The organism is Streptosporangium sp. NPDC001559, assembly GCF_042893955.1.
Lineage (GTDB): Bacteria > Actinomycetota > Actinomycetes > Streptosporangiales > Streptosporangiaceae > Streptosporangium.
The window spans coordinates 356,169-375,473 of sequence record NZ_JBIAVG010000006.1 but is presented as its reverse complement, the minus strand read 5'-3'; the positions used below and the strand labels follow the sequence as shown (position 1 = coordinate 375,473).

Annotated in this window: 19 protein-coding genes; 14 read left to right on the top strand and 5 right to left on the bottom strand. The window is 72.3% G+C overall.

What is annotated here, in order from left to right:
• The first annotated feature begins 15 nt into the window (after nucleotides 1-15).
• From ACFYY8_RS16815 to ACFYY8_RS16800, 4 genes are read left to right on the top strand one after another with little or no spacing between them, the layout of a single operon-like run.
• Nucleotides 16-1,311 carry a M1 family metallopeptidase gene (locus ACFYY8_RS16815; RefSeq protein ID WP_390041572.1) on the top strand — a complete coding sequence of 432 codons (1,296 nt, stop codon included), beginning with the start codon at nucleotides 16-18 and terminating at the stop codon, nucleotides 1,309-1,311.
• Between the two features lie 53 nt (nucleotides 1,312-1,364).
• Entirely contained in the window at nucleotides 1,365-2,621 is a 1,257-nt protein-coding gene (locus tag ACFYY8_RS16810) for an RNA polymerase sigma factor (protein WP_390041570.1), read from the top strand.
• A gap of 21 nt (nucleotides 2,622-2,642) precedes the next feature.
• The gene (locus ACFYY8_RS16805) at nucleotides 2,643-3,050 is read left to right on the top strand and encodes a DUF2809 domain-containing protein (RefSeq protein WP_390041568.1); all 408 of its coding nucleotides are present in this window, start codon (nucleotides 2,643-2,645) and stop codon (nucleotides 3,048-3,050) included.
• 32 nt (nucleotides 3,051-3,082) lie between these two features.
• The gene (locus ACFYY8_RS16800; RefSeq protein WP_390041566.1) at nucleotides 3,083-3,892 is read left to right on the top strand and encodes an Fpg/Nei family DNA glycosylase; all 810 of its coding nucleotides are present in this window, start codon (nucleotides 3,083-3,085) and stop codon (nucleotides 3,890-3,892) included.
• Between the two features lie 13 nt (nucleotides 3,893-3,905).
• On the opposite strand, the gene ACFYY8_RS16795 is transcribed toward ACFYY8_RS16800, so the two are convergent.
• The gene (locus tag ACFYY8_RS16795) at nucleotides 3,906-4,778 is read right to left on the bottom strand and encodes a 4-hydroxy-tetrahydrodipicolinate synthase family protein (RefSeq protein WP_390041564.1); all 873 of its coding nucleotides are present in this window, start codon (nucleotides 4,776-4,778) and stop codon (nucleotides 3,906-3,908) included.
• 71 nt (nucleotides 4,779-4,849) lie between these two features.
• Here ACFYY8_RS16795 and ACFYY8_RS16790 point away from each other — a divergent pair, with 71 nt between their 5' ends.
• The 5 genes from ACFYY8_RS16790 to ACFYY8_RS16770 all read left to right on the top strand — a co-directional run bounded on the left by ACFYY8_RS16790 (nucleotide 4,850) and on the right by ACFYY8_RS16770 (nucleotide 11,256).
• Nucleotides 4,850-5,755 (top strand): LysR family transcriptional regulator, encoded by a 906-nt coding sequence (locus ACFYY8_RS16790; RefSeq protein ID WP_390041562.1) that lies wholly within the window; start codon nucleotides 4,850-4,852, stop codon nucleotides 5,753-5,755.
• A gap of 191 nt (nucleotides 5,756-5,946) precedes the next feature.
• A complete protein-coding gene (locus tag ACFYY8_RS16785) occupies nucleotides 5,947-6,381 on the top strand; it encodes an Lrp/AsnC family transcriptional regulator (RefSeq protein WP_390041560.1) in 435 nt (144 codons plus the stop codon).
• 92 nt (nucleotides 6,382-6,473) lie between these two features.
• Nucleotides 6,474-7,031: a GNAT family protein gene (locus tag ACFYY8_RS16780; protein ID WP_352011622.1), complete on the top strand. Its 558-nt coding sequence runs from the start codon at nucleotides 6,474-6,476 to the stop codon at nucleotides 7,029-7,031.
• A gap of 54 nt (nucleotides 7,032-7,085) precedes the next feature.
• Complete coding sequence (locus tag ACFYY8_RS16775; protein ID WP_390041557.1) at nucleotides 7,086-10,382, top strand: BTAD domain-containing putative transcriptional regulator; 3,297 nt, start codon at nucleotides 7,086-7,088, stop codon at nucleotides 10,380-10,382.
• A gap of 58 nt (nucleotides 10,383-10,440) precedes the next feature.
• Nucleotides 10,441-11,256 carry a sirohydrochlorin chelatase gene (locus ACFYY8_RS16770; protein ID WP_390041555.1) on the top strand — a complete coding sequence of 272 codons (816 nt, stop codon included), beginning with the start codon at nucleotides 10,441-10,443 and terminating at the stop codon, nucleotides 11,254-11,256.
• Between the two features lie 23 nt (nucleotides 11,257-11,279).
• Here the strand turns inward: ACFYY8_RS16770 and pgeF are convergent, their stop codons facing one another.
• Complete coding sequence (gene pgeF, locus ACFYY8_RS16765) at nucleotides 11,280-11,966, bottom strand: peptidoglycan editing factor PgeF (RefSeq protein ID WP_390041663.1); 687 nt, start codon at nucleotides 11,964-11,966, stop codon at nucleotides 11,280-11,282.
• Between the two features lie 97 nt (nucleotides 11,967-12,063).
• Here pgeF and ACFYY8_RS16760 point away from each other — a divergent pair, with 97 nt between their 5' ends.
• Nucleotides 12,064-12,432 (top strand): PH domain-containing protein, encoded by a 369-nt coding sequence (locus tag ACFYY8_RS16760; protein ID WP_390041553.1) that lies wholly within the window; start codon nucleotides 12,064-12,066, stop codon nucleotides 12,430-12,432.
• Nucleotides 12,433-12,451: 19 nt separating this feature from the next.
• Here ACFYY8_RS16760 and glgA read toward each other — a convergent pair whose 3' ends face one another.
• The gene (gene glgA, locus ACFYY8_RS16755; protein ID WP_390041551.1) at nucleotides 12,452-13,636 is read right to left on the bottom strand and encodes a glycogen synthase; all 1,185 of its coding nucleotides are present in this window, start codon (nucleotides 13,634-13,636) and stop codon (nucleotides 12,452-12,454) included.
• A 25-nt stretch (nucleotides 13,637-13,661) separates the two neighbouring features.
• Between glgA and glgC the strand changes: the two genes are divergently transcribed.
• Nucleotides 13,662-14,912, top strand: a complete 1,251-nt coding sequence (glgC, locus tag ACFYY8_RS16750; RefSeq protein WP_390041549.1) for a glucose-1-phosphate adenylyltransferase — start codon at nucleotides 13,662-13,664, stop codon at nucleotides 14,910-14,912.
• A gap of 41 nt (nucleotides 14,913-14,953) precedes the next feature.
• Here the strand turns inward: glgC and ACFYY8_RS16745 are convergent, their stop codons facing one another.
• Nucleotides 14,954-15,583: a hypothetical protein gene (locus ACFYY8_RS16745; RefSeq protein ID WP_390041547.1), complete on the bottom strand. Its 630-nt coding sequence runs from the start codon at nucleotides 15,581-15,583 to the stop codon at nucleotides 14,954-14,956.
• A 247-nt stretch (nucleotides 15,584-15,830) separates the two neighbouring features.
• Here ACFYY8_RS16745 and ACFYY8_RS16740 point away from each other — a divergent pair, with 247 nt between their 5' ends.
• Nucleotides 15,831-16,460 carry a TetR/AcrR family transcriptional regulator gene (locus ACFYY8_RS16740; protein WP_390041545.1) on the top strand — a complete coding sequence of 210 codons (630 nt, stop codon included), beginning with the start codon at nucleotides 15,831-15,833 and terminating at the stop codon, nucleotides 16,458-16,460.
• Between the two features lie 19 nt (nucleotides 16,461-16,479).
• Nucleotides 16,480-16,854 carry a VOC family protein gene (locus ACFYY8_RS16735; protein WP_390041543.1) on the top strand — a complete coding sequence of 125 codons (375 nt, stop codon included), beginning with the start codon at nucleotides 16,480-16,482 and terminating at the stop codon, nucleotides 16,852-16,854.
• Nucleotides 16,855-16,861: 7 nt separating this feature from the next.
• Here ACFYY8_RS16735 and ACFYY8_RS16730 read toward each other — a convergent pair whose 3' ends face one another.
• Nucleotides 16,862-17,629 carry an enoyl-CoA hydratase/isomerase family protein gene (locus ACFYY8_RS16730; protein ID WP_390041541.1) on the bottom strand — a complete coding sequence of 256 codons (768 nt, stop codon included), beginning with the start codon at nucleotides 17,627-17,629 and terminating at the stop codon, nucleotides 16,862-16,864.
• Nucleotides 17,630-17,691: 62 nt separating this feature from the next.
• On the opposite strand from ACFYY8_RS16730, the gene ACFYY8_RS16725 reads away from it, so the two are divergent.
• On the top strand, nucleotides 17,692-19,263 hold the full coding sequence (locus ACFYY8_RS16725) for a hypothetical protein (RefSeq protein ID WP_390041539.1): 1,572 nt from the start codon (nucleotides 17,692-17,694) through the stop codon (nucleotides 19,261-19,263).
• Nucleotides 19,264-19,305 lie beyond the last annotated feature (42 nt).

The following is a 19,305-nucleotide window of genomic DNA, read 5'->3' as shown; positions in this document are numbered from 1 at the left end:
GCACACAGGAAGTACGTGGTCGCGAACACCCCCTGTCCCCCCTACTTTCCCTCGCACGGCGACGACGCCTACCGGGTCGAGCACTACGACCTCTCCCTGGACTACCGGGTCGGTCCCAACAGGCTGGGCGGCGTGGCCAGGATCTCGGCGCGGGCGCTGCGGCCGCTCACCCGCCTGTCCCTGGACCTGGGGGCGTTGCGCGTCGACGGGGTGCTGCTCGACGGCAGGGCGGCGCGCTTCGCCCACCACGGCGGCAAGCTGCACGTCTCCCCGAAGGGACGGGAGCGGATCGAACCGGGCCCGCTCACCGTCGAGGTGCGCTACACGGGCACTCCCCGGCCCGTCGCCAGCCACTGGGGTGAACTGGGCTGGGAGCAGCTCACCGACGGCGTCATCGTGGCCAGCCAGCCGATCGGGGCTCCCTCGTGGTTCCCGTGCAACGACCGGCCGGACGACAAGGCCTCCTACCGGATCTCGGTGACGACGGCCTCGCCGTACACGGTGATCGCCAACGGGAAGCTGACCGGCAAACGGCGGGCCTCCTCGGCGACCACGTGGGTCTACGAGCAGGCCGAGCCGATGGCGACCTATCTGGCGAGCGTGCAGATCGGCCGCTACCAGCTGGCCGAGACGGGAGAGGGGGTGCGCCTGGCCTTTCCGCAGGGGGCGGCGGCCAGGGCCCGCAACGACTTCGGCAGGCAGGAGCGGATGCTCGCGGTCTTCTCCGAGCGGTTCGGCCCGTACCCGTTCGGCTCCTACACCGCGGTGGTCGTCGACGACGAGCTGGAGATCCCGATCGAGGCCCAGGGCATGTCGATCTTCGGTCTCAACCACGTGGACGGCAGGCGCGGTGAGGAACGGCTGGTCGCCCACGAGCTGGCGCACCAGTGGTTCGGCAACAGTCTGACGGCCGCCGACTGGCGTGACATCTGGCTGCACGAGGGCTTCGCCTGCTACGCGGAGTGGATCTGGTCGGAGTCCTGCGGCGAGGAGAGCGCGGACGGTCACGCGGCGCGCTGGCACCGGCGCCTGTCCGTGCTTCCCCAGGACTTCGTGCTCGCCGATCCCGGGGCGCGGCGGCTGTTCGACGACCGTGTCTACAAGCGCGGCGCGCTCACCCTGCACGCGCTGCGGCGCATCCTGGGCGACCGGATGTTCTTCGCGCTGCTGCGCGAGTGGACCACGGCCAACCGGCACGGCAACGTCAGCACCGAGGCGTTCCTGGACCTGGCGCTGCAGTACACGACGCGCTCCTTCGACGGTGTCCTGTCCGCCTGGCTGTACGGCTCCCGCCTGCCCCCGCTGCCCTGAGACCGGCACACGCGGAGTCGACAGCCCGGCCCCGCGGCGGCGAGGGTGGAGAGGTGGTCACTGACGATCCCTGCCGGGATGTGAACGTCGAGGATCTGCTGCGCGAGCTGGCGCCGCGGGTCCTGGGCGCGCTCGTCCGCCGCCACGGGCACTTCGACGCGTGTGAGGACGCCGTTCAGGAGGCGCTGCTCGCCGCGGCCGTACGGTGGCCGAAGGAGGGGGTGCCGGAGAGCCCGAGGGGCTGGCTGGTCACGGTCGCCTCCCGCAGGCTGGCCGACGAGTGGCGCAGCGAGCGGGCGCGCAGACGCAGGGAGGTCACGGCCGCCTCCCGCGCGCCCGCCGACGAGTCGGTCGTGCCGAGCCCGGAACAGGAGCGGCATCCCGGCCAGGACGACACGCTCACCCTGCTGTTCCTGTGCTGCCACCCGGCGCTGAGCGCGCCCTCCCAGGTCGCGCTCACCCTGCGCGCCGTCGGAGGGCTGACCACGGCGCAGATCGCCCGGGCCTTCCTCATCCCCGAGGCGACCATGGCCCAGCGCATCAGCCGGGCCAAGCAGCGCATCAGGTCGACCGGCATCCCCTTCGGCATGCCTCCGCGTGAGGAGCGGGCCGAGCGGCTGCGGGCGGTCCTGCACGTGCTGTACCTGGTCTTCACCGAGGGGCACACCGCGACCTCCGGCCCCGACCTGCACAGCGGGGAGCTGACCGGGGAGGCGATCAGACTGACCCGCGCCCTGCACCGGCTGCTGCCCGGCGACGGTGAGGTCGCCGGGCTGCTGGCGCTCATGCTGCTCACCGACGCGCGGCGGCCCGCGCGCACCGGCCGCGACGGCGCCCTGGTCCCGCTCGCCGAACAGGACCGCGGCCTGTGGAACCGCGTCCGCATCGAGGAGGGCGTCACGCTCGTCACGAACGCGCTGTCCCGCTCCGTGGTCGGTCCCTACCAGCTTCAGGCGGCGATCGCCGCGGTCCACACCGAGGCCGCGTGCCCCGAGGAGACCGACTGGCCGCAGATCCTCGCCCTGTACGAGCTGCTCTCCCGGCTCTCACCCGGCCCCGTGGTCACGCTCAACCACGCGGTCGCCGTGGCGATGGTCCGGGGGCCGAGGGCGGGGCTGGCCCTGCTGGAGACGCTCGACTCCGACGGGCGGCTCTCCGGTCACCACCGGCTCGACGCGGTGCGCGCCCACCTGCTGGAGATGGCCGGGGAACGGGATGCCGCCAGGGAGCGCTACCGGACGGCGGCGCGCCGTACCACCAGCCTGCCCGAGCGGCGTTATCTGGAGACACGGGCCGCCCGGCTGGGGTGAGCGGTTCACTAGGGTGGGCGGGTGCCAGTCCTCCCCGCCCGTCTGTCCCCCGCCACCCGTGTCCGGCTCGCCGCCGTGGCCGCGGCCGTCGTGACCGTGGCCGCCGGGCTCACGGTCCGCGCGGTCACCGGCGGCTGGTTCGGCAAGTACGCCGGGGACGCCCTGTACACCGTGCTCGTCCACACGCTGGTGGTGGTCGTGGCGCCGCGCCTGCCCGCGGGCCGGGCCGCGTCGTGGGCCCTGGCCGTCAGCTGGGCGGTCGAGTTCGCCCAGCTGACCCCGGTGCCCGCCGCGCTGTCCGAGGCGAACGTGCTGGCCAGGCTGGTCCTCGGCAGCACGTTCGGCGTCGCCGACCTGGTGGCCTACGCCGCCGGCGCCGCCCTGTCGTGGGCCGGTCACGCCTTCGCCCCGCGCCTTCGCCGTGGGTGAGCGGGACGCCGGGGCCGTACCATGTGTGGACCATGCCTGAAGGACACACCATTCACCGGCTCGCCGGGCTGCACCGGCAGGCGTTCGCCGGCACGGTCGTCAGCGCGCTGAGCCCGCAGGGCAGGTTCGCCGCCGGAGCGGCCCAGATCGACGGCCGGGTGCTCAGAGAGACCGACGCCCACGGCAAACACCTGCTGCTGGGCTTCGACGACGACCGGTGGGTCCACATCCACCTCGGCATCTACGGCAAGTACACCTTCGGTCAGGCGCCGCCGCCCGCCCCGACCGGCGTGGTACGGCTGCGCCTGAGCAACACCGCCGAGTACGCCGACCTGCGCGGCCCCAACACCTGTGAACTGATCGACCCGGTGGAGAAGAAGGCCCTGCACGCCAGACTGGGTCCCGACCCGCTGCGCGCCGACGCCGACCCCGAGCTCGCCTGGCGGCGGATCGGGCGCAGCCGTACGGCCGTCGGGGCGCTGCTGATGGACCAGTCGGTCGTGGCGGGCGTGGGCAACATCTACCGCGCGGAGGCGCTGTTCCGGCAGGGGGTCGATCCCGCGCTGCCCGGGCGTGACCTCACCCGGGAGCTGTGGACGGCGATCTGGGACGACCTGGTGCTGCTGATGGCCGAGGGGGTGCGCCTGGGGCACATCGACACGGTCAGGCCGGAGCACACCCCTGAGGCGATGGGCCGCCCGCCCCGCGTCGACGATCACGGAGGCGAGGTCTACGTCTACCGGCGGGCGGGCATGCCGTGTTTCCTGTGCGGTTCCGAGGTCAGGACCGGGGTGCTCGCGGGGCGCAACCTCTTCTGGTGCCCCGGCTGCCAGGGCGGCTGAGGCCCGGACGGCGTCAGAGCAGGCGCAGCACCGCCTCGACGGAGTCCTGTCCCGCCGGGACCAGCGGGAGGCGGACAGAGGCGGTCGGGATGCGCCCCTGGGCGTGCAGCACGCCCTTGATGACGGTGGGGTTGGGCTCGGTGAACACGCTCGCCGACAGGGCGGACAGGCGGTGACCCAGGGCTCGCGCGTGGGCGACCTCCCCCGAGCGCCAGGCCTCGACCAGTTCGACGAACAGCCCGGTGCGCAGGTGGGCCGAGGCGAGGATGCCGCCGGAGCCGCCCAGGGCCAGCAGCGCCGACAGGTACGGGTCGTCCCCGGCCAGTACGGCGAAGCCCTCCGGCGGGTCCGCCAGCAGCGAGAGGGTGTCCTGGTCGACGCCGCCGACGGCGTGCTTGACCCCGGCGACCATGGGCAGTTCCCCGACCCGCCGCAGGGTGGCGGCGCCGACGGACTGGCCGGTCCGGTAGGGGATGTTGTAGACGACGATCGGCACCGGCGTCTGCTCGGCCAGGGCGGTGAAGTGGGCCAGCACCCCGGCTTCGGAGGGGCGGACGAAGGAGGGCACGGTGACCAGCGCGCCGGTCACCTCGGGCCAGGCCTTCAGGGCGCGCAGTGCCTCGGCCGAGCCCCGGGTGTCGCTCGAACCCGCACCGACGATCAGCTCGGCTGACCGTTCCCCGCACACCTTCGCGCACACCTCGACGACCGCCCGCCGTTCCTCCTCGGCGAGCATGGCGACCTCGGCGGTGGTGCCGAGCGCGACCAGTCCCGCGGCTCCCTCCTCAAGGGCGGCGTGCGCCAGGTCCTCCAGCGCGCCAAGGGCGATCTCGCCGTTCCCGTCGAACGGGGTGATCAGGGGAAGGTAAACACCGCTGAGAGTCATGCCCCCAGCTTTCCGGCCGACGACCATACAGGTCCAGTTCTGTTTCCTTCAGAAACCGTTAAGCTGAACTGATGCTCGATGTGCGCCGTCTCCGTCTGCTCCGCGAACTCTCCCATCGGGGCACGATCGCCGCGGTGGCCGAGGCCCTGATGTTCACCCCGTCCGCGGTCTCCCAGCAGCTGGCCGCGCTCGAACGGGAGGCGGGTGTTGCGCTGCTCGAACGGACCGGCAGGCGGGTGGCGCTCACCCCTGCGGGAGCCGCCCTGGTACGGCACGCCGAGGCCGTGCTGGAGCGGCTCGAACAGGCGGCGGCGGAGCTGGCGACCGCCCGTACCGGACTGGCGGGGACGATCAGGATCGGCGCCTTCCCGGTCGCGACCCGCACGATCCTGCCCGCGGCCCTGGCCGCGCTCGGCCGCGACCATCCGCGTCTTGAGCCGATGGTCGACGAGATCGACCCCGCCGAGGTCGCCCCCCGGCTCAGGTCGGGCGACCTGGACGCCGCGCTGATCCACGAGTACGACCTCGTGCCCGCGGCGCCCGACCTGACGCTGGACACCGAGCCGCTGCTCGACGAGCCGATGTATCTGGCCTCCGACCGGGCGGGCGACTCGCTCGCGGAGCGGCACGACGCCCCGTGGATCGTGTCGAAGCCGGGGACGCTCTGCTACGAGATGACCATGCGGGCCTGTCAGACGGCCGGGTTCTCCCCCAGGATCCGCCACCACATCGACGACTTCACCGCCGTGCTCGCGATGGTCTCCGCGGGGCAGGGGGTCGCGCTCGTGCCCGGGCTTGGAGCGGCCGACCCGCCGGGGAACGTCCGGCTCACCGAGCTGCCGACGCGTCGCCGTACCCGGATCGCCTTCCGGCGGGGGGCCTCGGCGCACCCGGCGCTGGCGGCCCTCACCCTGGCGTTGCGCTCCTCGCTCCCCCGGGGGACGGACGGCGGGCGGCAACGGGAATTCTCCAGGTAATCGGCTGGTCACCTGATGTGATATGAAAGGTGAGGCACCGCCCCACACTTCCGGCGAGGGGCTTTTCTGAAGTGCACCACCATTGTCCGGCATCGGGATAATAAAGAAAGGTGGTCGACGCCCTCTACCTTCCGAGCAGAAGGTCGCGAAGCCGATCGGTTAATGGATAACGGAGCGTGATAGTGGACGCGATGGACTGGACACTCCTGGCGGAGCTGCAGAGCGACGCGCGGCTGTCCTACAGCGAGCTGGCCCGGCGGGTGCACATGTCGGCCCCGGCCGTCGCCGAGCGGGTGCGGCGCCTTGAGGAGACAGGAGTGATCACCGGTTATCACGCGCGGGTCAATCCGGCGCTGGCCGGGCGGGGGGTGGCCGCGCTGATCAGGATGGCGTGCTACGGACCGCGCTGCGTGCTCCGCGACGAGCAGGCGCTGGCCTGGCCGGAGATCCTGGAGGTGCACCGGGTGACCGGCGACACCTGCTGCCTGATCCGGGTCGCCGCGTCCTCCATGATCGCCTTCGAGGAGCTGATCGACAGGCTCGCGCCGTACGGTCACCCGTCGAGCATGATGGTCCTGTCCAGCCCGGTCCCCTGGCGTGCCCTCTCTCCGGCGAAGCACGACTGAGCCGGGCGCACGCGACATTTGTTACCTGCGGGATAGTTGCCGTGCGGAATGATCTCTGGCGGCGGACCTCGGAAAGGCGTTAGCGTCTGCGCATGCGCCACGTTGACATACCGGGCAGGCGGCTCAGGCTGCGAGAGGTCACCGTGGACGACGTGGACGCGCTGCATGCCGTCTACGGCGACCCCACGGCGACCGAGCACCTTCCCTTCGACCCCAGGACGCGCGAGGAGGTCGAGGAGATCGTCGCCGAGGCGATGCGGGCCGCGGAGACGGAACCACGCAGGCTGTACGTCCTGGCGGTGACCGACGTGGCCGAGGGCCGGACCATCGGCGTCGGAAGACTGCACATCGAGCACGACCACCCGCACAGCGCCGAGATCGGCATGGGTCTGCGCCCCGACCACTGGGGCAGGGGCATCGGCACCGACCTGGTCCGGCTGCTGCTGGTCTTCGGCTTCCGTCACCTGGGCCTGCACCGTGTCTGGGGCGCCAGGTCTCCGGCGAACACCGCCGCCCAGCTCACCATGCTGATGGCCGGGATGGTCGAGGAGGGCAGGATCAGGCATCACGTGCGGGCCCGCGGCACCTGGCGCGACTCCGTCGTCCACTCGGCGATCGAGGACGAGTGGGAGGGCTACCGGGACGTCTGACCCCTCTCTGAGCGTAGGGTGTGGCGAACCACCACAGCCGACATACGAGGGCAAATGACAACAGGGCTGACCTTTCGCCTGTTCGGCGCCATGGAGGTCCGCGACGCCTCAGACCGGCCGCTCGGTCTGGGCACCCGCAAGGAGCGCGCCGTACTGGCGATGCTGGCCCTCGACCCCGGCCGGGTGATCCCGCTCGACCGGCTGATCGACGAGCTGTGGGCCGGCGAGGCCCCCTCCGGGGCGACGGGCACCCTCCAGGCCTACGTCTCGCACCTTCGCAAGGTGCTCGAACCCGGCCGCAGACCTCGCACCCCGCCCTCGGTGCTGCTCACCCGTGAGCCCGGCTACCTGCTGGCCGTCGCCCCCGGGCAGGTCGACCTGACACGCTTCACCGCCTGGGCGCAGGACGGCGCCCGCGCGCTCACCCGGGGAGACCACACCGAGGCCCGCGAGACGCTCGACCGGGCGCTCTCCCTGTGGCGGGGCGAACCGCTCGGGGAGTTCGCCGAACTGGCCTTCGCCAGGCCCCCGGTCGCCCGGCTCACCGAGATCCGGGCCACGGCCGTCGAGGACCGCTTCGAGGCGCTGCTCGCCCTGGGCGAGGACGCCGCGCACGTACCCGCCCTGGAGGCGCTGACCGAGGAGTTCCCCTACCGGGAACGGTCGTGGAGGCTGCTCGCGCTCGCCCTGTACCGCGCGGACAGGCAGGCCGACGCGCTCGGCGCGCTGCGCAGGGCCAGACGACGGCTCGCCGAGGACCTCGGCATCGACCCGGGCCCCCGGCTCAGGCGCCTTGAGGAGGCGGTGCTCGGGCACGCCCCCGAACTGGAGGCCCCCGCGCCGCCCGTGGTCGTGCGGGCCGTCGCACCCGCCGCGGGCGAGGAGCTGGTCGCGCGCTCCGCCCAGCTCCGGTCCGTCGGGGAACGGCTGGCCTCGGTACGGCGCGGCACCGGCGGCGTGCTGCTGGTCACCGGGGAGGCCGGGATCGGCAAGACCAGGCTCGCCCAGGCCGCCGCCGAGGAGGCCGAGGCACGGGGCTTCACGGTGGCCTGGGGACGCTGCCTGGACGGCGGAGCACCCGCCTTCTGGCCCTGGCGGCAGGTGCTGCGGGAGTGCGGTGCCGGGTCCTGGCCGCCCGGCGGCCTCGCGGGCGGGTCCGACCCCGACGCCGCGCTGTTCGAGCTGTACGAGTCGGTCGTCTCCGCGCTGGCCGGAGCCGGCGGCCCGCTGCTCGTGATCCTCGACGACCTGCACTGGGCCGACGTCTCCTCACTGCGGCTGCTCGGCTTCGTCGCGGGCGAGCTGGCCCGGCGCCCCGTGCTGGTGCTGGCCACGCTGCGCCCGGAGCCCGGCGAGCATCCCAGGCAGCTGCGCGACACGCTCGGCGCGCTGGCCGGGCAGCCGGCGACGGAGCGGATCGAGCTGACGCCGTTCGGCGCCGAGGAGGTCTCGGCCTACCTGCGGCGGCACCGGGTCGAGGAGACCCCCGGCCTGGCCGCCGCGCTGCTGGAACGCAGCGGGGGCAACCCCTTCTACCTGGGCGAGCTGGTGCGCCTCAGGCAGAGCGAGCGGGGACTGTCCTCCGCCCTGCCGCCCGGGGCGCGCGACGTCATCGGCCGGCGCGTCGCCAGGCTCCCCGAACGGACGCGGGAGTTACTCGGCGTCGCCGCGGTCGCCGGGCGCGACGTGGAGGCGGGCCTGCTCGAAGCCGTGACGGACGTCCCGGTCGAGGAGGTGATGTCCCTGCTCGAGCCCGCGGTGGCGACCGGGCTGCTGGCCGAGGTGCCCGGCGGCCTCGACTACCGCTTCTCCCACGCCCTGGTGCGTGACGCGCTCTGCTCGGACCTGAGCCGCCTCGCGCTCGCCCGGCTGCACCTGAGGATCGGCCGCTGCCTCGAACGGACACCGGGCGCCGAGCCGGTACGGCTGGCCCACCACTTCGCCGCCGCCTCCTCGGTCGGCGGGGCGGCCGGGGCCGTCGAACACGCGGGGCACGCGGCGCGGCAGGCCGTGGAGCGGCTCGCCTACGCCGAGGCCGTCGAGCTGTGGGAGCTGGCGCTGTCCTGTCTTCCCCCCGGCGACGAGGCGGGCCGGTGCGCGGTGCTGACCGAACTTGGGCAGGCCCGCCGTACCGTGGGGGACGCCGAGGGTGCCTTCGACGACCTGGAGGAGGCGATCGGCCTGGCCCTGCGCACCGGCGACCGCGCCGCGCTGGTCTCGGCGGTCACCGTCTTCGGCGGGCTCGCCGTGTGGAACTGGCGGCCGTACGGCGTGGTCGACGAGCGGATGATCTCCGTCCTGGAGGACCTGCTCGACGGGCCGCTCACCGAGCACGACCGGGCCGCGCTGCTGGGCACACTGGGCATGGAGCTGTACTACGGGCCCCGGCGCGCCGAGGGCGAGCTGCACGCCACGCGGGCGGTGGAGATCGCCCGCACCCTGGGCGACCCCGGGCTGCTCGCCCGCACCCTGAACAACCACCTGCTGGTCAGCTGGGTCCCCGGGCGCAACGCCGAACGGCTCGCCGTGGCCGGGGAGATGCTGGCCGTACCGGGGCTGACCAAGGCCGCCGAGCTCGTGGCGCGGGTGCTGCGGATGGCCTGCCTGCTGCGCGCGGGCGACCTGGCGGCCTGGGACCGCGACCTGGCCCGTTGCGAGGAACTCCTCGACGAGGTGCGCCGTCCCGAGCTTGAGGCGATGGTGCGCATCGCCGAGACCGCCAGGTGCACGTTGGAGGGACGCTGGGCGGACGCCGAGGCGCTCATCGGCGCCTTCGACGACGTCCGGTACGGCTCCAGCCTGTGGCAGGGCGCCGAGTTCCGCAGGCTGCTGACGAGGTTCGTCTGCGAGAGCGGGCGGGGACGACCGCTGCTCGTGCTCGGCGAGCTGGTCGAGGCGGCGGAGCGGGCGCCGATGGTCCCGTTGCGCCCGGTCGCCGTGCTGGCCGCGGTCGAGGCGGGCAGGCCGGACCTGGCGCGGGAGCTGGCCGAGCGCTGGGGCACCGAGGTCGGACGGGACTGGATCGCCGACTTCCTGCTGCCCGTCTGGGGGGCCGTCTCCGCCGGGATCGGCGTGCCGGAGCCCGGGCCGCTCTACGAGGCGCTCCTGCCCTGGGCCGACCAGCTGGTCGTGGCGGGCACGGGCTGTGTCGCGTGGGGCTCGACCCACCATGTGCTGGCCGGGCTGGCCGCGCGGCTCGGCCGTACCGAGGCGGCGCGGGAACACGCCCGAGCGGCCGTCGCCGCCCACCGCGCGCTCGGTCTGGCCCACTGGGCGGAACGCAGTCAGGCGCTGCTCAGCGAACTTGGAACGGTCGAACGGCGTGTTCCTCCGCCCTCGGAAATGTCGTGACGGAATTGCCGCCTTTTTCGCCGACGGAAAGCGTGAAATGGGCCTAGAGTCCGCGCATGTGAGTGAGAGTTCCATCCTCCCCGTACGCGGGCGCGCCGTGCGGCCGTCAGGCAGGCACCGCAGACCCGTGCCCTCCCACCTTCCGCCGGAGGCACCCGCGCTGGTGCTGACCACGCTCGGTGACGGCTCCGGTGTCGCCGCCGAACTGACCGCCCTGATCCGAGGGGACAACCCGCAGATCGAGGTCCGTCTCGTCGGTCTCGGCGAGGACGGCAAGGAGCTGGTCGCCGCGCTGGAGGCCTCCGGCCGGGAACGGCCGCAGGACGGCACCGCCGCCGTCGTGGTTCCGCTGCTGACCGGTCCGCACCCGGTCGCCGACCCGCTGATCGCCGGGGCGGTCGCGGCGAGCGGGGTCACGGTCACCGTCACCGAGCCGTTGGGGCCGCACCCGCTGCTGGCGGAGGCGCTGCACATCCGCCTCGCGGAGCGGGACCTCGCCAGGGCCGACCGGATGCGGCTGCTCAACGTGTCCAGCCCGGTCGACGCGGTCATCCTGGCCACGGTCGGCGGGGAGGCCGCGGCGGCCGAGGCACAGCCGACCGCTGTGCTGCTGGCCTCCCGGCTGACGCTGCCCGTCCTGGTCGCCTCGCTGGACAGCGCCCCCGACGCCGCGGACGCCGCGACACGGTTGCGCGGGATCGGCGCGCAGCGGATCGCGCTGTCCCCCTGCCTCATCGGCCCCGAGGCCGACGCGGACCTCGCCAACGCCACCGCCGCGCGAATCGACGCCGAATGCGCCGCCCCGCTGGGCGCGCACGGCCTCATCGCCGATCTCGCCGCCCGCGCCTACGGAAGCGTCCTGGCCGCGGGCTGACGCCGGGGCCCTCTCCCCTCGGGTCAGGGCTCCAGCCAGACGTAGCCGGCGAAGCGGCCGGTCCTCCCGTCCCTGCGGTGGGAGAACAGGTCCTCGGTCTCGATGGTGCAGCGGGTGTCGTGGGTGACCTCACGCACCCCGGCCTTGCCCAGCTGGGAGTTGATCGCGGCACGCAGGTCGAGGGCGGGGGTGTCGTCGCGTGTGATCGACCACGCCTCGGGCAGCACGGCCGCGACCTCGGCGCGCAGGGCCGCGGGCACCTCGTAGCAGCTGCCGCAGGCCATCGGGCCGATCAGAGCGGTCATCCGCGCCGGATCGGCGCCCCGCCGGACCATCTCCTCGACCAGGGCCGGGACGACGCCGAGAACGGTGCCGACCCTGCCCGAGTGCGCGGCCCCGACCAGCCCCGCCACCGGGTCGGCCAGCAGGACGGGGGCGCAGTCCGCGCACAACGCCGCCAGGCCGAGGCCGGGAACGTCGGTGCACACGCCGTCCAGCGGCGGCGGATCGTCTCCGAAGGGCTCGGTCACGTGACGGACGTCGGCGCTGTGCACCTGCCGCATGAACACGACCCGTTCGAGGCCGAACTCCGCGGCCGTCGTGGCCCGGTTGGCGGCCACCGCCTCCGGGGCGTCGCCGCACAGGCCGCCGAGATTGCGGCCGTGGTACGGCTCCGCGCTGACACCGCCGTGGCGGTCGGTGATCCTCATCTGAAATTTCACGGCCCCGACCTTACCGACCGATGGAACCGCCCTCCCGGTCCCATCCGTTTCTCCGGACGACGCATCCCCACGGAACGGGAGTCCGATGACGAAGATCGCCTATGACCGGAAGGAACAACTGCAGCAGATCGAGAGCGGCCTGCTGCCGGGGGAACAGATCATCGCCGTCTACGACGCGATCGGCACCGGCACCGGTTTTCTCGGGCTGACCGACAAACGGGTGATCGTGCAGGACAAGTCCTTCGTCGGCAAGCGGATGGCCCTCACCAGCATCCCCTATGCCAGGATCTCCGCGGTGAGCGTGGTGAGCAACCGGTCCTTCGCCGGATCGTTCTTCTCCTCCGGGGCCATCGCCGTCCACGTGGGAACCCACACCTACGAGGTCGAGTTCCGCGGCGACGGGAAGGCCCACCACGCGCACAACGTGATCCTGCACTTCATCACCGGATCCTGAGCCCCCGGCGCGCCGGCGGTCAGGGACGGGTGAGCGAGCGGTACAGATCCATGGTCCGCTCGGCGATCCTGGGCCAGGAGAAGTGCTCGACGGCCCTGACCCGCCCGGCGGCCCCCAGCTCGGCGGCCAGCGCGGGGTCGGCGAGCAGCCGGTTGACCCGTTCGGCGAGGTCTGCGGCGAACCGCTCGGGGTCGTCGGGGGTGCCGTCTGCGGCCGACTGCGCGATCGGGACCAGCAGGCCGGTCGAACCGTCGGCGACCACCTCGGGGATGCCCCCGGTCGCGGTGGCGACGACGGCGGTCTCGCAGGCCATGGCCTCCAGGTTGACGATGCCCATCGGCTCGTAGACCGACGGGCAGACGAAGACCGTGGCGTGGGTGAGGATCTGGATCACCTCGGGACGCGGCAGCATCTCCGAGATCCACACGACGCCCTCCCGCTCCTGTTCGAGCCCCCGCACCAGCCCGGCGACCTCCTCGGCGATCTCCGGGGTGTCAGGCGCGCCCGCGCACAGCACGAGCTGCGCCCCCGGGTCGAAGTCCCTGGCCGCGTGGAGCAGGTGGACCAGCCCCTTCTGCCTGGTGATCCGCCCGACGAAGACCACGTACGGCCTGCCCGGGTCGATCCCGTGCCGGGCCAGCACGTCGACGCCGTGGTCCGGGGCGTACTCGCCGGTGTCGATCCCGTTGTGGATCACGCTGACCCGCTCCGGCGGGATCTCCGGGTAGCAGGCCAGCACGTCACGGCGCATCCCCTCGGAGACGGCGATGACCGCGTCCGCGGTCGCCAGCGCGCCGCGCTCGGCCCACGACGACAGCGTGTAGCCGCCGCCGAGCTGCTCCGCCTTCCACGGGCGCAGCGGCTCCAGGCTGTGCGTGGTGACCACATGCGGCGTGCCGTACAGCATCTTGGCGACGTGACCGGCGAAGTTGGCGTACCACGTGTGGCTGTGCACCAGGTCGGCGCCCGCGCAGCCCGCCGCCATCTCCAGGTCGACACCGAGCACCCGCAGCGCGGCGTTGGCCTCCTGGAGCCCCTCGGGGACCCGGTAACCCGTGACCCCCTCCTCGGGACGTGGCGGACCGAAACACCGGACGCGGACGTCCGCAAGCCGGCGCAGTTCACGGGCGAGGTACTCGACGTGAACCCCCGCCCCGCCGTACACCTCGGGCGGATACTCACGGCTCAGCAGATCAACGCGCATGCGATCACCCTAGTGTTTCATCCCAGTGCGTCAGGTTAGGGTCCTGCATATGAGAGTCCTCGCGATCGTGCTCGCCGGTGGTGAAGGCAAACGGCTGATGCCGTTGACGGCTGACCGGGCCAAGCCCGCAGTACCTTTCGGGGGGATATATCGGCTCGTCGACTTCGTCCTGTCGAACCTGGCCAATGGCAACTACCTGCAGATCGTGGTGCTGACGCAGTACAAGAACCACAGTCTCGACCGGCACATCTCCCAGACCTGGCGGCTGACGTCCATGCTGGGCAACTACGTGACCCCGGTGCCGGCCCAGCAACGCCTCGGCCCGCACTGGTTCTCCGGCTCCGCCGACGCGCTGTTCCAGAACCTGAACCTGGTCTACGACGAGATGCCCGAGCACGTCATCGTGTTCGGCGCCGACCACATCTACCGGATGGACCCTCGCCAGATGGTGGCCCAGCACGTCGACTCCGGCGCGGAGGTGACGGTCGCCGCGATCAGGCAGCCCCTCTCACTGGCCGACCAGTTCGGCGTGATCGAGACGGACCCGGCGGGACGGAAGATCGTCGCCTTCCGGGAGAAGCCCAAGGACGCCGTCGGCCTTCCCGACGCGCCCGACCAGGTGTACGCCTCGATGGGCAACTACGTCTTCAGGACCCAGGCGATGCTCGACGCGCTGCGGGAGGACGCGCTCGACCCCACCAGCAAACACGACCTGGGCGGGAACATCATCCCGATGATGGTGAAGTCGGGCAGCGCCGAGGTCTACGACTTCGCCGACAACGTCGTGCCCGGTTCGACCGACCGGGACAAGGGCTACTGGCGGGACGTGGGGACCCTGGACGCCTACTACGAGGCCCACATGGACCTCATCTCGGCGCACCCGGTCTTCAACCTCTACAACGCCCAGTGGCCGATCTACACCGGCCACGACCCGCTGCCCCCGGCCAAGTTCGTGCACAACGACGGCGACCGGATCGGGCGGGCCGTCGACTCGCTCGTCTCCGCCGGTGTGATCGTCTCCGGCGGCCTCGCCGAGCGCTCCGTCCTGTCCCCCGGCGTGGTGATGCACTCCCACTCCAGGGTCGAGGACTCGGTGCTGATGGGCAACGTGAAGGTCGGGCGGGGCGCCGTCGTCCGCAAGGCCATCATCGACAAGAACGTGGTCATCCCGGACGGCGCCAGGATCGGCTTCGACCTCGAATACGACCGCAGCCGCTTCGCGGTGACCCAGAACGGCATCGTGGTCATCGGCAAGAACGAGGTCATCGAACGTTAGCGTCCGCGCGCCGTCGGACGGCGCGCGGGACGGTCCTTCGGTCAGGCCCCGGCGGGGAGCCGGTCGAGGATGGCCTGGAACATGGCGGCGCTGGTCGCGGCCATCTCGTCCATCCGCCCCTCAAGCCGGTCGAAGCGCCGGTCCATCACGTCAAGACGCCCGTCGAGGGCCTCGAACCTCTTGTCCATGGCCTCGAAACGCCGCTCGACGGCGTCGAACCGCTCATCGATCGCGACGAAGCGCCGGTCCATGGCCTCGAAACGCTCGTCAACGGCCTCGAACCTCTTGTCGATGGCGTCGAGACGCCCGTCGATGGTCGCGAAGCGCTCATCGATCGCGGCGAAGCGCCCGTCGATCGCGACGAACCGCTCGTCGATCGCGGTGAAGCGCCGGTCGACGGCGTCGAAGCGCTCGCGCACCTCGTCGCGGAGCAGGTCCACCTTGGCGTTGACCTGCTCGACCCGCCGCTCGACCCGCTCGACGCGCCGTCCGACCTGCTTGAGCCCGTCGGCCAGCAGGTCGACCCGGTCGGTCAGCACGTCGAGCTTCGTGTAGACGGGTGTCAGCGCCTCGTAGGCCCGCACCGAGGCCTGCTGTCCGCATCTGGTGCCGAGCACGATGAAATCCTCCTCCAGGCGGGTGACCCGGTCCTCGATGGTGGGGGTGAGCATGGGGGGCTCCGTACGTCGTAGTCCAGCGTAGTCAGGCCACGCCGGCGAGAGTGGGAACGCGAGGGGTGAGTTCTCGCGGGTCTCAGCTTGGTCCCTCCCGGGGCGTCGCGCGGCCACTTCGCCGAAGAACCTTCCTCTTTTCCCCGATGTTCTGACCTGCGAAAAGAACATATTTCTGGGCACCCCGTGCCAGGGGTCTCAATATTTCCGTTGACGGAGTGAGTACTCACTCCGCATCATGGGAGGCATGAGACCCAAAGAGAACGCGACACCCGCCCCGGCCCGGCGGCGTGCTCCGGGCATGAGCCAGGAACGCCGCCGGGAGATGATCGTCATGGCCGCGCTCCCCCTCGTCGCGGAGCACGGCTCCGCCGTCACCACCGCGCAGATCGCCAGGGCGGCCGGGATCGGCGAGGCCACCGTCTTCAGAGCCTTCACCGACAAGGAGGAGCTGCTCGACGCCTGTGTCGTGGAGGTGCTGCGCCCCGACCACGTGCTCGAACAGCTCGCCTCCGTCCCCCTCGACCAGCCGCTGACCGAGCGGCTGACCGAGGCGGCAGAGGCCATGCGGGCGCACATGGCGCGGATCGGCACGGTCCTGGGCGCCCTGCACGCCTCGGGGCGCCGCTCACGCGGATCCCACACGCAGGAGGAGGGGGCCGGAGCCCCGTCCGGCCGCGCCGCCTCGTTCAAGGCGACCCGCGACGCCCTGACCGAGCTGTTCGAACCCGAGGGCGACCGGCTGAGGCTGCCCCCTGAGCGGCTGGCGGCGCTCTTCCTCAGCCTGACGTTCGCCGGCGCCCGCGGTTCGGCCGCCGACGTCGAACCGAGCGTCGCCGAGATCGTGGACGTGTTCGTCCACGGAATCCTTAAGTGACCGAGGCGAAAGGACAGTCATGACCGTCACCCTGAACCACACCATCGTCCCCGCCGCGGACAACGGACGGGCCGCCCGCTTCCTCGCCGACGTCATGGGGCTGGAGTGCCTGCCGCCCATGGGATCGCGCGGCCACTTCGCCCCGGTGCGGGTCAACGGCTCCCTCACCCTCGACTACATGACGGTCGAGGAGCCCCACGCGGTCCACCTCGCCTTCGAGGTGGACCCGGCGACCTTCGACGGCGTCCTGGCCCGGCTGCGTGCCGGAGGCGTGCCGTACGGCAGCCGCCCCGACGCCCCGGACAACGGCCGCGTCGACCATCCGCTCTGCCCTCGCGGGCTGTTCTTCAGGGACGAGAACGGCCACCTCTACGAGGTCATGTCCCCGGAGTGAGCGAGGGTCACCGGCGCCACGGGAAGCGGGCGGGCCTTCCCTCCAGGAAGGCGGCGATCCCCTCGGCCCGTTCCGCGCCGGAGCGCCGCTGCCAGTCGCGCACGCGTGTCTCGGCGTCGCCTCCCTCGACGATGTCGCCGATGATCTCCTTCGTGGCGGCCAGGGTGAGCTGGGAGCGCCCCGCGAAGGTGCGTGCCAGGCCGTACACGCGTTCCTGAAGTCCGCGGGGCGGGTGGACCTCGTCGACCAGGCCGGTGCGCAGCGCGGTCGCGGCGTCGACGAGATCGGCCGAGTAGAGCAGGAGCTTGGCGGCCGAGGGGCCGACGAGGCCGACCAGGCGGCGGGTCGCGCTCAGCGGGTAGACGACGCCGAGCCTGGCCGGGGTGATCCCGAAACGGGCGTCGTCGGCGGCCAGGCGCAGGTCGCAGGCCATGGCGAGCTGGCAGCCCCCGCCCACGCAGAAGCCCTCGATCATCGCGATCGTCGGTTTGGGGAAGCCCGCCAGGGCCTCCTCGGCGACGACGGTCAGGCCGGTGTCGTCGCCCGCCTCGGCCAGCCCGGCGATCTCGGAGATGTCCGCCCCCGAGCAGAAGGTGCCGCCCGCGCCGGTGAGGACGAGGACGCGCACGGCCGGATCGGCGGCCGGCGACGCCAGGATCGTGGGCAGCGCCCGCCACATCGCCGCGGTCATCGCGTTGCGCTTGGCGGGACGGTTGATCCGCAGGGTCGCGACATCGCCGTCGACGGACAATTCGAAACCATTAAAGATCTCCACGAGATAGATTCTTCCTGGACATTTCACACAGCGCCGAGGCACCCCCGAACCTGAGAGGCCGGATGCGGCTGAAGCCCCCCTTCCCGAGGATGAACTCCGCCGAGCGCCGCGTCTGGGACGCCTACCCCTCGGGTTCCTGGGTCGATCTGCGCAGCGGGGACGACCAGGCCGACGACCCTGCCAACGGCCCCGAATGGGGACCGGAACGGACGGTCAGGGCGGAGGTCGTCGCGGCGCTGCTGCGGGGTGCGCGGCAGCCGGAGCCGGGCAGGAGCCCCGGGCTGCGGCTGGCGGGCGCCCACGTCACGGGTGTGCTCGACCTCTCCGACGCCACGCTGACCGGCAAGCTGCACATGGTCAACTGCTATCTGCCCGGGGGCGTCTCCATGACCGACACGGTCGCCGTCGGCGTACGGCTGCGCGGGTGCGAGATAGCGCGGATCAGGGCGGCCGGGTGCACGGTCAACGCCATGCTCGACTTCGACGGCTCGACCGTCCACGGCGGTATCCGGCTGGACAACGCCCAGGTCAAGGGACAGGTCCGGTTCGCGGGACTACGGGTGAGCGCCGAGGAGACCACCGAGGCGTCCGACAACGCGGTCCGGGACGTGCGCAGGAGGATGTCGGAGGAGGAGCTCAGGGAGCGGGGTCACCGCCACGGGCAGTGGGCGCTGTGGGCGGGCGGCATGACCGTCGAGGGCGGGACGTTCATGCGGGACATGCGGGTCAACGGCGGCCTGCGGATCATCGGCGCGAAGTTCCGGGGTGGCGTCTACCTGCAGCGGTCTGTCATCACCGCGACGGGCCCCTACGCGATCCAGGCCGACTTCATGGAGGCGGGGGCCGCCGAGCTGAGCCGTGGTTTCCAGGCGACCGGCACGATCAGGATGCGCAACTCGCGCGTCAACGGCGTCCTGTCCTTCGACGGGGCGACGCTGCGGGCTCCCGGCCGGGTGCTGCACCTGAGTCACGCCCAGATGGACGAGCTGATCCTGCGGCCCGACTCCATCGAGGGCGAGGTCAACCTCGCCTACTCCCGTATCGGCGTGCTGCTCGACACCCCGGCGGACTATCCGGGCGCGGTGTATCTCAACGGGCTCGTCTACGAGGCGCTGCGCGGCTCGGCCTGGAGCGTCAACGACCGCCTGGTCTGGGTGGACAAGGACTCCTACGGCTACCGGCCGCAGCCGTACGAGCAACTGGCGGCGTGGTTCCGCCGGATCGGCCACGAGCAGGACGCCCGGCGGGTGCTGCTGGCCAAGCAGCGGCGGCGCCGCCGTACGCTCAGGCCCGCGGGCCGGATCTGGGGCAGGCTGCTCGACCTCGTCGTCGGGTACGGCTACCGCCCCTGGCTCGCCGGGCTGTGGGTCGCGGTGCTGCTGGCCGCGGGCACCGGGGTCTTCGCCGCGGTCCCCCCGACGCAGATCGACCCGGAGGAGATCAGGGTCTTCCAGCCGTTCGTCTACACGCTGGACCTGCTGGCTCCGGTGAGCGTCTTCGAGCAGCGGGGGGCGTGGGACCCGACCGGCTGGACGCGGTGGCTGGCCTGGACGCTGATCGCCTCGGGCTGGATCCTGGCCACCGCCCTGATCGCGGGCGCGGCCCGGGTGCTGCGCCCCGGCCCGTCGTCCTGAGCCCACCCTCCTGAGCCACCGTCCTGACCGGGCCGGGCCCGG

Bases quoted from the DNA above. Each gene is read 5' to 3' on its own strand.
- ACFYY8_RS16725 (WP_390041539.1), top strand. From the start codon at position 17,692: ATGCGGCTGAAGCCCCCCTTCCCGAGGATGAACTCCGCCGAGCGCCGC.
- ACFYY8_RS16775 (WP_390041557.1), top strand. From the start codon at position 7,086: ATGACAACAGGGCTGACCTTTCGCCTGTTCGGCGCCATGGAGGTCCGC.
- ACFYY8_RS16795 (WP_390041564.1), bottom strand. From the start codon at position 4,778: ATGACTCTCAGCGGTGTTTACCTTCCCCTGATCACCCCGTTCGACGGG.
- ACFYY8_RS16790 (WP_390041562.1), top strand. From the start codon at position 4,850: ATGCTCGATGTGCGCCGTCTCCGTCTGCTCCGCGAACTCTCCCATCGG.
- ACFYY8_RS16785 (WP_390041560.1), top strand. From the start codon at position 5,947: ATGGACTGGACACTCCTGGCGGAGCTGCAGAGCGACGCGCGGCTGTCC.
- pgeF (WP_390041663.1), bottom strand. From the start codon at position 11,966: ATGAGGATCACCGACCGCCACGGCGGTGTCAGCGCGGAGCCGTACCAC.
- ACFYY8_RS16740 (WP_390041545.1), top strand. From the start codon at position 15,831: ATGAGACCCAAAGAGAACGCGACACCCGCCCCGGCCCGGCGGCGTGCT.
- ACFYY8_RS16735 (WP_390041543.1), top strand. From the start codon at position 16,480: ATGACCGTCACCCTGAACCACACCATCGTCCCCGCCGCGGACAACGGA.
- ACFYY8_RS16760 (WP_390041553.1), top strand. From the start codon at position 12,064: ATGACGAAGATCGCCTATGACCGGAAGGAACAACTGCAGCAGATCGAG.
- glgA (WP_390041551.1), bottom strand. From the start codon at position 13,636: ATGCGCGTTGATCTGCTGAGCCGTGAGTATCCGCCCGAGGTGTACGGC.
- ACFYY8_RS16745 (WP_390041547.1), bottom strand. From the start codon at position 15,583: ATGCTCACCCCCACCATCGAGGACCGGGTCACCCGCCTGGAGGAGGAT.
- ACFYY8_RS16800 (WP_390041566.1), top strand. From the start codon at position 3,083: ATGCCTGAAGGACACACCATTCACCGGCTCGCCGGGCTGCACCGGCAG.
- ACFYY8_RS16780 (WP_352011622.1), top strand. From the start codon at position 6,474: ATGCGCCACGTTGACATACCGGGCAGGCGGCTCAGGCTGCGAGAGGTC.